The sequence below is a fragment of the Paenibacillus foliorum genome (assembly GCF_013141765.1).
Taxonomy (GTDB): domain Bacteria; phylum Bacillota; class Bacilli; order Paenibacillales; family NBRC-103111; genus Paenibacillus_S; species Paenibacillus_S foliorum.
This window is the reverse complement of record NZ_WHOD01000009.1, coordinates 66,812-79,135: the sequence shown is the minus strand read 5'-3', so window position 1 is coordinate 79,135 and position 12,324 is coordinate 66,812. Positions and strand designations below refer to the sequence as shown.

The window sequence follows — 12,324 nt, the reverse complement described above, 5'->3', positions numbered from 1 at the left end:
ACCCCAGTATTTAATTAAGAAGGCACAGCTTTTGAAATGAAGGAGCCTAAGCTTTAGGCAGCTTTATTGTATCAAAGGCTGCTGTTGAACTTATAGCCTACTCCGCGCACCGTCTGGATATAGAGAGGGTCTGCGGGGTCCTTCTCGATTTTTTTGCGAAGATTGCTAATATGAACAAGCAGCGTACGGGTATCGCCATTGCTGTCTACACCCCACGCTTCCTTATAGAGATGCTGAATCGGCACTACGCGGCTCGGTTTTTTGGCAAGCAACGCAAGCAGATCGAATTCCTTGGAGGAGAGGGGAATTAGTGATCCCTTTACCCAAACATTTCGCGTTAATAAATCAATTTCGAGACCTGGAAAGGTCAATTGCCCTAATTCTTCCTTCTGCTGATCCAGCTGGTGCTTGCGGCGCAGGTGGGCTTTAACCCTTGCAACAAGCTGGCTCGGGCTGAAGGGCTTGGTTACATAATCATCGCCGCCTATACTTAGACCGAGAATGATGTCGGTATCCTCGCTTTTACAGCTAATGAACAGGATAGGGATGCTGTAGTTTTCACGCAACTGGCGGCAAATTTCAATACCGTCCATTCCAGGAAGTAGAATATCGAGAATTACAAGATCCGGAGCAAATTGTTCCATATATTCAAAAGCGCTGGGACCATTGTCCGTGCTCAGCACTTCATAGCCTTCTTTAGTTAAATACAACCGGATCAATTCTACAATTTCCGGTTCATCATCGACAATAAGAATTTTTTCTCGTGGCACTTAGATATGATCCTCCTTTACCCTAATCTCAGATGTTTTACTGAGCTCTCCTTTCATAACAGCGTGCTTGCTACGATTTATGAAAGAATAATACTAAGAGCTTATGTAATAATATAAGTAATATTATGAAGAAAGAAAGTGGTATCCATTTCCAGATTATACACTCATTATATATGGATTACTGCTATTTTTGCTATTCTTTTATTAACCGGTTGCAATGATCTGTCCGGTTTTGTAGAAAGACAACCTATTGCGGGTAAAGAGGCAGTTCAAGGCGAGCTCGATCTTCGCGGATGGGATTTTAATATAGATGGGAATGCAGTATTGGGTGGAAGGTGGGGGTTCTATTGGTCTCAACTACTCCCACCGGAACAACCGCTTTTTACTGAACCCATTGGAGGAGAAGAACGGCAATGGTTGCGGATACCTAGCTACTGGAATGCTTACCGGCTGGGTGATCATATGCTTCCGGGCAGTGGATACGCTACCTTCGAGTTGAGGGTATTAGTCGATCCATCCTATCGCGTGCTTGCGTTGGAGCTGCCCATGATTCTAACAGCTTATAAAGTTTGGGTAAACGGAGAGCTGTTAGGCGAAGCTGGAACGGTTGGGGTGAATTCAGAAACTTCCAGGCCAGGGAATTTACCTCAATTAGTTTATTTTCCTCAGGCTGGGAATGCTGAACTTAACCTTGTGCTGCAGGTTTCGAATTTTGACCATCGGTTAGGAGGGGTATGGAGCGATCTGAAGCTGGGGGAGGCGAAGAAGTTATCCACCCATCACAATAATGATATGGGGTTCGAGCTGTTGCTTGTGGGCGGCTTGTTCGTTATGAGCTTTTATCAACTGGGATTATTTCTGATCCGTTTCAAGGAACGAATGTCGCTTTATTTTGGTTTATTGTGCATGCTGCTTGGAGTGCGCGCTTTGTTTGTTGGGGAGGGCGCCATCTATCAATTATTTCCGCATTTTCAATGGGAGATAGGAATACGCATCATGTACTTGTGCTATTATTTGGCTATTCCGGTTGGTGTCCGTTTCTTTCATTCTTTGTACCCGGATGAAATGGGAAAGCGAGTCCTATTCATTACTGGGTGGTTAGGGAGTATATTTGGGCTTGGGGTAGTTGTACTTCCTACTCGAATCTTTACATGGACGCTGCAGACTTATCATCTAATCACGGTATCGATATGCATTTATATCATGGTCTGTCTTGTTAGGGCATGTATGAATAAGCGAGATGGAGTCAGCTTCGCAGTAATCGGTCTATTTGTTTATATATGCACCATATTTGTGGATATAGCCTATTACAATCAATGGATTGATAAAGGTGATGTCTCGACCTTTGGGCTGTTGTTTTTAATTCTCATGACTTCTTTTATTATCAGCATGAAATCGTTTAAAGCGTTTGCTGCTGTAGAGTCGTTGTCGATTCAGCTTCAGGAGTTGAATATGGGTCTGGAGCAGAGGATCAAGGAGCGAACTTCCGAGCTGGAGAGTTCTAATAGTACTCTGGAAAAAATGAACGCTGACCTCGGGCGACTTGAAACATCTCGGCGCCACCTGCTGAGCAACATCTCACATGACTTGAGAACGCCGATGACGTTGATTCAGGGTTATGTCGAAGCGCTCATTGATCGAGTAGTTACTGAGCCGGAGCAGCAGCATAAGTATTTGCGTCTTATCCTGAACCGTATTAATGGGCTGAACAGGTTGATTGCGGATTTGTTTCAGCTTTCCAAGCTTGAAGCGCGGCAGCTTGATTTTAGCATGCAGGAGATGTCAATCGAAGAATTTGTGGTTTATTTTGGCGATAGATATGAGCTAGAGGTGAAGAATGCTGGGATTCGGTTCAATCACAATGCTTATATACCCATGCCCTTAGAGCGAAACATTAGCGTGGTATTGATTGATATTGACAGGATTGATCAAGTGTTGACGAATATTATTTATAATGCCATCAAGCATACTCCAAAAGGAGGTTCGATAAACCTGCAGTTTTTAGTAGACGGACCAACGCTTGTGGTGAGGGTTAGAGATAACGGAAGCGGGATTGAAGGACATGATGTTCCGTTCATATTTGACCGTTTTTATAAAAAAAGTAAATCTCGTAACACCTCTGAAGGAGGCAGCGGCTTAGGACTCTCTATCGCTAAGGAAATCGTTGATTATCACGGCGGCAATATTTGGGCGGAGAGCCAGGTTGGACAAGGAGCTTGCATAAGCTTCATGCTACCGCTGCGCCCTCCGATGTAAAGAAGATTTGCGACAGGTTCACAAATGTTTCATTGCAGTTCGATAGTCAGTTGGTGAGATACCGTAAAGTCGCTTAAATTGTTTAGAAAAATAAAGCGGGTCTTGAAATCCGACAGACGAAGCGATCTGCTCTATGGTTAATTCGAGACGTTCCCTGAGCAGCAGTCGTGCTTTATCAACACGCAGCTTTAGCAGAAAGGAGACTGGCGTAAGGCCGGTCCGCTTTTTGAACAAGGTTGACAGGTAAGCACGGTTGTAACCAAGCGCTTCAGCCATGAGCTCAATGGTGATGGGCTCCGCATACTGTGTGGATAAGTAGTGGATGGCTTGCTGTACAATTTGCTCAGTGACACTAGTCAGCTGTGGATTGCTTTGCTGCTGCGGCTGCAGCGCGTCCGAGTATTCCGCCAGCAGCAGGTGAAGGTAGCCAACTGCTTTGAGATTAGCGTTCGGCATTCGTGTTTGAAACGCTGCCTGGACTTGATGGTATATCACGCTGATGCTGCGACTGCGGCTGCGTCCTGTGTGAACAATCGGCTGCTGGGATGAAAGACCGATCTGACCCAGCAGCAGCGAAGCGCGCTTCCCTTCAAAAGCCATCCATCTGTAATGCCAGGGTTCTTCATCATCGGCTGCATAACTGATCAGCTTGCTGGGCTCGATTAGAAAGCTATCGCCTGGGCCGAGGTTGTACGTAATGCCTTGGCATGTATAAGTGCCCTTCCCGGATAGAATATGGTGGAGCAAATAATAATCGACTACCTTGGGTCCGGGCTTATGCCCGGGCTTTGTTTGGCTGCTGCCTGTAAATAGCACAACGAAATCATCGTCTATCGGCTGGGGGTTTGACACGACATAATAACTGTCTTTTCGATGAGGGCTTTCGGACATAGCCATTTCTCCTTCCGATTTTGCAGTCTAATAGGATAAAGTATATCATAAAAGGCAATACAACTACCTTGATAAACTAACATTTTTCCATGTGGTGATAACATCCTTCCATAGCGAAATGTACAGCCTCGCATTATACTGAAAGCACGATGTAACAGTCAAAAGCTTGAACAGCAAAAACCAATTCGAATAGGCGGTGTTACTTTTGGCAGATTTGCAAGCATTGCAACAAACTTTTGAAGAACGGTACGGACGTGAAGGTGCAGGCCCAGTTCATGTGTTTCATGCACCAGGCAGGGTTAACTTGATCGGAGAGCATACCGATTATAACGGTGGGTATGTATTCCCAGCTGCATTGACCTTCGGCACGACGATGCTGATTCGCAAACGCGGAGATGATCAGATTGGGTTTGCCTCAACCAACTTTTCTTTACACAAACAAATTTCCATTCACAATATTGCTTTTGATTCTTCCGACAACTGGATTAACTACCCAAAGGGAATCATCGCTAAAATTCAAGAGCGTGGTTTATCCGTAGGTGGCTACGATATTTTGTACAGCGGCGCAATTCCTAATGGCTCAGGATTGTCCTCCTCAGCTTCGATTGAAGTCGTGACCGCTTTTGCATTGCTGACGCTGGAAGGGCATGAAGTGGACAAGGTTCAGATCGCTTTGTTGTCTCAAAAGGCTGAGAACGAATTTATGGGCGTTAATTGCGGGATTATGGATCAGTTCGCAGTAGCTATGGGTAAGCAGGATCATGCGATTCTGCTAATGTGCGATACGCTGGAGTACAAGCATGTACCGTTCCAGAGTGGTGATTATAAGCTGGTGATTGGCAACACGAACAAGAAACGTGGCTTGGTCGACTCCGCTTACAATGAAAGAAGATCACAATGCGAGCAGGCGGTGAAATATCTTCAAGCGCAATTCCCGCAATTGACGCTGCTGGGTCAGCTAAGCTTAGAGCAATTCAACGAGGCACAGCATTTGATTCCGGATGAAATTGTGCGCAAGCGCGCCAAGCATGTTGTGGAGGAAATTGACCGTGTGTTGCAATCGATGAAGGTCCTGGAGCAAAATGATTTGAAAATGTTCGGTCAATTAATGATTGACTCTCATAACTCCCTGCGCGATTTGTATGAGGTTACTTGTTTGGAGCTTGATGTAATGGTCGAGGAAGCTCTAAAGGTGCCAGGTGTGTTAGGTTCTCGGATGACGGGAGCAGGCTTTGGAGGCTGCACGGTATCGTTAGTGCATCAGGATAGTGTAGCTGCTTTTATAGAGCAGGTAGGGGCTGCATACACCGAGAAGGTTGGGTTAACCGCTGACTTCTATGTGTGCGATATCGGCGATGGAGTTAAGGAGCTTGTAGTTTGAATTAATTGGGGAGGTTTTAACGATGGCCGTATTAGTGACAGGTGGGGCGGGATACATTGGCTCGCACACAGTGGCGGAGCTGTTAGCTCGTAATGAGGAAGTAGTGGTAGTTGATAATTTGCAGCAGGGACACAAGGAAGCGATATTAGGCGGCAAGCTATATGAAGGCGATATTCGCGATGCGGCATTTATGGATCAAGTATTTCAAGAAAATGAGATCGACGCTGTGATTCATTTTGCAGCCAATTCATTGGTTGGAGAAAGCATGCAGAATCCAGGTAAATACTACCACAACAACGTATACGGCACCTTATGCTTGCTGGAGAAAATGAATGAGTATGGCGTGAAGAAGATCGTCTTCTCATCCACCGCGGCTACCTATGGCGAGCCGGAGAACCTGCCTATTCTCGAAAGTGACCGCACGCTGCCGACTAACGCTTACGGTGAAACGAAGCTGGCGATGGAGAAAATGATGCGTTGGTTTGATACCGCACACGGCATCAAATATGTTTCACTGCGCTACTTTAATGCCGCTGGAGCTCACAAGATTGGACGCATTGGAGAGGATCACGCGCCTGAGACCCATTTGATCCCCATTATCTTGCAGGTGGCCTTGGGCCAACGCCCGCATATCTCGATCTATGGCGACGATTACGCTACGCCGGATGGTACCTGCGTCCGTGACTACATTCACGTCACTGATTTATCGGATGCGCACATTCTAGCTGTTGCCAAGCTGCGCAATGGCGGGGAAAGCAGTGTCTATAACCTTGGAAATGGCAAAGGATTTTCCGTTAAGGAAGTTATCGAAATTGCACGTAAGGTGACGGGGCATCCGATTCCAGCAGTTATGGAGGCCCGCCGCGCAGGCGATCCGGCAACTCTCGTGGCCTCATCTGAACGTACGAGAGCAGAGCTGGGCTGGAAGCCGCAGCACGATAGTCTGGAGCAAATCATTCAGACGGCATGGGCATGGCATCAAGGCCATCCTAACGGCTACGCTAACTAAGCGCTGGCCTATGGAATGGATAGGAGGAGTAACACCATGAATGAAGCAATAGAGAAGCAGGCTGCTGCTGCACAAGATATTGAAAGACTGATTAAGTTCGGCATCCGGCGCAAGCTTCTAAGCCCGATAGACAGCTACGCAGCGCGAAATGCGCTGCTTGAGCTGTTATTAATCGATGAGCCTTATACCGAAGAGGTTGAAGAGCCTGCTTCTGAAAGTGTGGTGGAGCTGCTCGAGCCCTTGCTCGATTATGCCGCTGCTGCAGGTATTCTTGAAGATAATAATACGACGCTGCGCGACTTGCTGGACGCGAAAATAATGGGCTGCTTAATGCCTCGTCAGTCGGAGGTAGCCAACCGTTTCTGGAGCACCTCTAGCCAACAAGGTGTGGAGCGGGCAACCGACGATTTCTACCAGCTCTGTATCGACTCCAACTACATCCGGATGGACCGGATTGCTAAGAATCAGTACTGGCTGGCACCAACGGAATACGGCGATTTAGAAATCACGGTCAATTTGTCCAAGCCGGAGAAGGACCCTAAAGAAATTGCGCTGCTGAAGACAGCGCCTCAGAGTAATTATCCCAAATGTCTGCTCTGTATCGACAATGTCGGCTATGCAGGCCGGATTAACCATCCGGCAAGGCAGAACCTGAGGGTCATTCCTCTGCAGCTCGATGGGGACGCGTGGTATCTTCAGTATTCGCCTTATGTTTATTACAATGAGCACAGTATTATTTTCGATCAGCAGCATAGGCCGATGAAAACGTCGCACCACACCTTTTACCGTTTGCTCGATTTTATCGACCAGTTTCCGCATTATTTCATCGGCTCCAATGCAGATTTACCGATTGTCGGTGGGTCGATTCTTAATCACGATCATTTTCAGGGTGGCAAGCATAAGTTTGCAATGGAAAAAGCACCGGTAGATCTCAGCTTCACCCATCCGGAATATCCGAATGTAAGATTGGGAATCGTCAAATGGCCAATGTCGGTCATCCGCATGTCGAGTCATAATAAAATGCTTCTGCTTAAGCTGGCGGATACGATTCTGAGCACTTGGAAGGGTTATAGCGATCAAACTAATGAAATTATTGCTTACACGGAACAAGAGGGAATCCGTATTTCTCATAATACGGTAACCCCTATTGCTAGAAATAATGCGAGCGGTGAATATGAGTTGGATCTTGTTCTGCGTAACAACCGTACGAACGAAGAGCATCCAGATGGTATTTTCCACCCTCATAAAGAGCTGCATCATGTTAAGAAGGAGAACATCGGCTTAATCGAGGTTATGGGCTTGGCTGTACTGCCTGGTCGCCTTAAGGATGAGCTGGAGCTGCTTTCTCAAATACTTACAGGGAATCTTCCGTTTGATGCAAAGATAACCGATCAACCCGATCACCCTCTGTACAAGCACAAGGTTTGGATTGATGAACTGATTTCTGTTCATGGCAGCAATTTAACTGCGGAAGTGGCTGAAAGAGTGCTGCAAACCGCGGTAGGCCATAAATTTGCCGATGTGCTAAGGGATGCGGGGGTTTATAAACGTAATGAGCAGGGAATGTCAGGCTTCATTGCTTTCCTTAACTCATTAGGCTTCAGACAGTAGGATGCCGATGTATTAGGCTGCTGTTCGTCTGAGCGGCTTCCGTGCGCGGCGTTTTCCTTTTCATATGGAATGTGTTTTAGCAAACCCCTCATCTAAGGATGTGGGGTTTGCAGTTTTTGCGTGGGCAAAAAAACGATAATTGTTATGTGAAATAAAGAACAAGGGTTAGTTTTATTCTATGTTTTTCATTAAAAAACGAATGAACGATGTAAGGTTATCGTCGAATGAACGCCTTTTCTGCATTATTTAGTAAATTTTATACGAAAATTTGTTAAAATTAGCTGATATTATCTCACATAGGCACTAAGTATGTGTTATAATTGTTCACATTATCATAACGCAGGACTTAGGTCTGGGGGAGATCGCATGTTTGATTGGTTGGGGTTTAAGAAAGGTTTGCCGCTTTGGTGGTCCTGCCGTTTAAATCGCGGGATGAAGGAGGACGTAGAGGATATTTTTGAAAGTATAGCCAATACCCGCATGGAGTTATTAAAAAGCTGGACGAACGAATATTGGTCTCATTTGGACAGGCTGTTGGAACAGATGGGTTCGCTAGAAGTGGAACGGAGCGAATCTCCTGAACTTTGGAGTGCGGCCGTTGATAAATTGTTTGCAGCAGCCGGGAACCGGGCTTCCGATTTTTCTGAAATTTTCTTGCTGGATGAAGAAGCTGCTGTATTATTCTCGACTTATGCCTCTCATATCGGAGTGCGGTATGGAGGGAGAGCACCCTTCTCCAAGGGGTTGGAGTATTCGAATAGCGGCAGTAAATGCTTATTCGGGCCTTTTGCGGACCCTTTGACTGAACAAATCGGACCGAGCACTTCTGCATTTCACGATAAAATGACGTTGTTGTACATTATTCCTTTAATGAAGGAAGGTAAACGCGCGGGGGCATTATGCGGTAGAGTGCCTAATGATGTAATAGGTGATTTGATCCAGCGTGAATCCGGCCATGTGTATCCTGACTCCGGGGATAATTATATTTTTATGGCGCGACCGGGCTTGAACTCTCAGATTGCTCCTGGTACGGCTTTGTCACGAAGCCGGTTTGAAGACCGCACCTTCACCTTTGGGGAGAACTTGAAGGATGGGGTCACAACGGACTGGGGTACTGTGAGTGTGAAAGAGCACACGGAACTGGAGCTGATGTTCACAGATCCTGCGACTGGCATGCTGCATCCAGGGGTAGCTAACACGATAGCAAACGGCAGTAATCTGTTTGTGACCTTTCCTGGCTATTCCGATTACCGCCATATTTCTGTAATAGGGAAAGGCGTTACCTTCCAGCTTCCGCATTGTCCAGATGTTTGGGGGATGATGTGTGAAGGAGATTTGGAAGAGGTGTACCGGATTCGCAGCATTCGCTGGAAGTTGACACGGTTGCAGCTTCCGTTGTTGGGTGGATTTGCGGTGTTGTCAGCAGTCTTGGTCTATTTGATCATGGGTCAAATGTCACCACTGGTTGTTGCTTGTGTAATCGGGGCATTCAATTTACTGTATGGACTACTAATTGCTTGGACTCTTCATAAAAAGGGCTCGCAGCCTGTAGTAGATAATTTGCATAAAATTAATCAATTCATCCGCATTAATGCCGAGGGTAAGGGTGACTTGACGCAGCGATTGGAACATGGACAATTCATGCATGACGAAACCAAAGAGCTTGCCATGTGGATCAACAATATGATCGATTCCTTGGAAGGAATTATGCTGCAGGTTAAGCAAGCTGCTTCCGATGTGCTGTCCAGCCAGCATGTTCTTACGGTTTCAACTGTCAGTACCGAAGGCTCCACGGAGCGGATGAGCGGGAAGATTCATGATATGATCCGAAGTATCCGCAGGCAGCTTAAAGATATCGACGTTGCTAAGGATGTTGTGGGCGATATGCAGGGTACGCTGCGTGTGCTAGAGGATAAGGCATCTGAACAAATAGCTGTGGCGCAAAGTGAAGTGGAGCGCATTGGCGATAAAATGAAGCAAATCTCCACCAAAGTAGCGGATACGAATAAGACAATCTTAACTTTTATGGAGACGACTCAAAAAATTAAAAATGTGCTGCAGGTCATTGAAGAAATATCCAGCCAAACCAACTTATTGTCGCTGAATGCTTCGATCGAGGCAGCGCGTGTCGGAGAGCATGGTAAAGGCTTTGCGGTAGTTGCTGGGGAAATACGGAAGCTGGCTGACCTTACACGTAAGTCTACTGAGGAAATTAATGATACCGTACAGCTGATTTATAAAAATGCTAAAGAAGCGTTCCAATCTATGGAAGAGGGGACTCAGGTTGTAACTGAGGGAACGCAGCTTGTTGCAGCGGCATCAGAAATTTTGAGTGGCGCAAGTGCCGAGGAATCGTTAAAGACGCAAGTGGTTGACGAGGTTGTGGGCTTGATGGAGAAAATTGCCGAGGTTAGTATGGAAAATCGCAAAATTTCTACAGAGGTTGAGGGAAAGGTCCAGGAGCTGCTAACGGATATTGTGAATGTGCGCCATACCTCCAGTCATGTGGAGGCTATTACGGATTTCCTTCAGCAGCTGGTGAATCAATTCCGCCTGACAGAAACTCGTAGGAGATGACCGATAGACGCGAAGCTCTATTTAAAAATGTACCGCCCCATCCATAATGGATTCGGGGCGGTATTTGTGTTTTCGAGAATGGAATGGCGGCGTTGGGCTATACTGAAACATGCGCTGTAGTAATACAAATTATGTAAAAAATAATTGTTAATTATTTGTCATGTATATTGACATAAAAAGATGTGAGGCATATGATAGTAGGTATAAAGGTTCTGAATATTCGGATTTTGGGATATTTCACTTGGTTTTATGTCATGTAACATAACATTAAACGGCAAAAGAGGGGAGGGAGTGGTTAGGATGTACTATTTTGCGCATCCAAGACCGAACATCATATGGCGATGATCAACCGTTCCCACAATACTCCATATCCGCTGGAGTCATTCTATGATGAGATGTTTATGAAGGACTTGCTAGTGCGTCCTCACTATCAGCAGGCGCACAGCTGCTTTTCCAAAATGAAGGGTGACGAGCTTGCTGCCAAGCAGAAAGCTATGAACCGACGCATGCTGGAGGAGGGGATTACATTTACGCTCTATCAGCCGGAACAATCGCAGCCGCTGGAGAGAACGATTCCTTTCGATATGATACCGAGGGTTATACCTAGTGATGAATGGGCTGTGCTTGAACGAGGGCTGCTGCAAAGGGTGAAGGCATTAAATCAATTTCTATACGATATGTATCATAAACAGGAAATTGTCGCTGAGGGTATTATTCCTCGTAGAATGATAGTGGGGAATCGTTATTTCAGGCCGGAGATGATGCATATTGATGTTCCTGGCGGTGTATATATGACTACCTCGGGCATTGATTTGATACGTGACGCAGATGGACGTTATTATGTGCTGGAGGATAACCTGCGCTCTCCATCGGGCTTCTCCTATTTGTTCAAAGGCAGATCCATTATGAATCAACTATTTCCTGAACTAACCTTCTCCAGTTCTATCCGTGACGTTGAGCACAGCTTGAACCATTTTCTTTCATCGCTCCGCAGTCTGTCTCCATCCCGTAAATCCGAGCCCGTCATTGCCTTGCTTACACCTGGTGAATTCAATTCTGCTTATTATGAGCATGCCTTCTTAGCTCAACAGATGGGGATTCATCTGGTTGAAGGACGTGATTTGGTAGCTATAGACCATAAGATTTATATTCGCAACATGAAAGGACTGCAGCAGGTAGATGTGCTGTACAGTCGCATTGATGATGATTTTCTCGACCCGTTGGCGTTCAGGCCTGATTCAATGTTAGGTGTAGCCGGTATTATGAATGCTTACCGCGCAGGCAATATTGCCATAGCTAATGCTCCTGGCACAGGAATAGCAGATGATAAAGCCATATATGCTTATGTTCCGGACATGATTCGTTACTATTTGAATGAGGAGCCTATCCTAAACAATGTGCCAACCTATTTGCTGTCTCGTCCTGATGAGAGGGAGTACGTGTTGGGGAGATTGCATGAGATGGTTGTTAAAGAAACGTCCTTATCTGGTGGGTATGGGATGCTTATCGGTCCTGCGGCTACAGAGCAAGAAATCACTGCCTTCGCTGAACAAATAAGACTGGATCCGGACCGCTATATTGCTCAACCGACCATGCAGCTGTCGCGTGCACCTGTGATGCTGGATGGGCGAATGGCACCTCGGCATATCGATCTGAGGGCATTTGTTCTAATGGGTAATGGTATCACTCATGTTATTCCAGGCGGATTAACTCGGGTGGCGCTTAAGGAAGGCTCGCTTGTTGTAAACTCTTCGCAGGGCGGGGGATGCAAGGATACTTGGGTGCTTGCATAGAAGTTGCTTGGATAGGAGGCACTTGTTTAGAAGGGG

At 46.2% G+C, this 12,324-nt stretch carries 8 protein-coding genes and 1 pseudogene; 7 read left to right on the top strand and 2 right to left on the bottom strand.

All coding sequences use genetic code 11. The features are described from left to right. Positions 1-71 precede the first annotated feature (71 nt). The gene (locus tag GC093_RS02270) at positions 72-770 is read right to left on the bottom strand and encodes a response regulator (RefSeq protein ID WP_171650228.1); all 699 of its coding nucleotides are present in this window, start codon (positions 768-770) and stop codon (positions 72-74) included. A 462-nt stretch (positions 771-1,232) separates the two neighbouring features. Between GC093_RS02270 and GC093_RS37040 the strand changes: the two are divergent. Further along, a pseudogene (locus tag GC093_RS37040) lies at positions 1,233-2,510 on the top strand (7TM diverse intracellular signaling domain-containing protein); the annotation flags it as partial. Positions 2,511-2,540: 30 nt separating this feature from the next. Then, complete coding sequence (locus GC093_RS37035) at positions 2,541-3,026, top strand: sensor histidine kinase (protein WP_446686369.1); 486 nt, start codon at positions 2,541-2,543, stop codon at positions 3,024-3,026. A gap of 18 nt (positions 3,027-3,044) precedes the next feature. Here the strand turns inward: GC093_RS37035 and GC093_RS02260 are convergent, their stop codons facing one another. Continuing rightward, the gene (locus GC093_RS02260) at positions 3,045-3,917 is read right to left on the bottom strand and encodes an AraC family transcriptional regulator (protein WP_171650227.1); all 873 of its coding nucleotides are present in this window, start codon (positions 3,915-3,917) and stop codon (positions 3,045-3,047) included. Positions 3,918-4,122: 205 nt separating this feature from the next. On the opposite strand from GC093_RS02260, the gene GC093_RS02255 reads away from it, so the two are divergent. From GC093_RS02255 to GC093_RS02235, 5 genes are all read left to right on the top strand, one after another. Beyond that, the gene (locus tag GC093_RS02255) at positions 4,123-5,298 is read left to right on the top strand and encodes a galactokinase (protein WP_171650226.1); all 1,176 of its coding nucleotides are present in this window, start codon (positions 4,123-4,125) and stop codon (positions 5,296-5,298) included. 22 nt (positions 5,299-5,320) lie between these two features. After that, positions 5,321-6,307 (top strand): UDP-glucose 4-epimerase GalE, encoded by a 987-nt coding sequence (galE, locus tag GC093_RS02250; protein ID WP_171650225.1) that lies wholly within the window; start codon positions 5,321-5,323, stop codon positions 6,305-6,307. Between the two features lie 36 nt (positions 6,308-6,343). Beyond that, a complete protein-coding gene (locus GC093_RS02245) occupies positions 6,344-7,918 on the top strand; it encodes a UDP-glucose--hexose-1-phosphate uridylyltransferase (protein WP_171650224.1) in 1,575 nt (524 codons plus the stop codon). Between the two features lie 366 nt (positions 7,919-8,284). Further along, positions 8,285-10,495 carry a methyl-accepting chemotaxis protein gene (locus GC093_RS02240; RefSeq protein ID WP_171650223.1) on the top strand — a complete coding sequence of 737 codons (2,211 nt, stop codon included), beginning with the start codon at positions 8,285-8,287 and terminating at the stop codon, positions 10,493-10,495. A gap of 335 nt (positions 10,496-10,830) precedes the next feature. Further along, positions 10,831-12,288 (top strand): circularly permuted type 2 ATP-grasp protein, encoded by a 1,458-nt coding sequence (locus GC093_RS02235; RefSeq protein WP_171650222.1) that lies wholly within the window; start codon positions 10,831-10,833, stop codon positions 12,286-12,288. Positions 12,289-12,324: the final 36 nt, after the last annotated feature.

Bases quoted from the DNA above. Each gene is read 5' to 3' on its own strand.
- GC093_RS02260 (WP_171650227.1), bottom strand. From the start codon at position 3,917: ATGTCCGAAAGCCCTCATCGAAAAGACAGTTATTATGTCGTGTCAAAC.
- GC093_RS02240 (WP_171650223.1), top strand. From the start codon at position 8,285: ATGTTTGATTGGTTGGGGTTTAAGAAAGGTTTGCCGCTTTGGTGGTCC.
- GC093_RS02245 (WP_171650224.1), top strand. From the start codon at position 6,344: ATGAATGAAGCAATAGAGAAGCAGGCTGCTGCTGCACAAGATATTGAA.
- GC093_RS02235 (WP_171650222.1), top strand. From the start codon at position 10,831: ATGGCGATGATCAACCGTTCCCACAATACTCCATATCCGCTGGAGTCA.
- GC093_RS37035 (WP_446686369.1), top strand. From the start codon at position 2,541: ATGCAGGAGATGTCAATCGAAGAATTTGTGGTTTATTTTGGCGATAGA.
- galE (WP_171650225.1), top strand. From the start codon at position 5,321: ATGGCCGTATTAGTGACAGGTGGGGCGGGATACATTGGCTCGCACACA.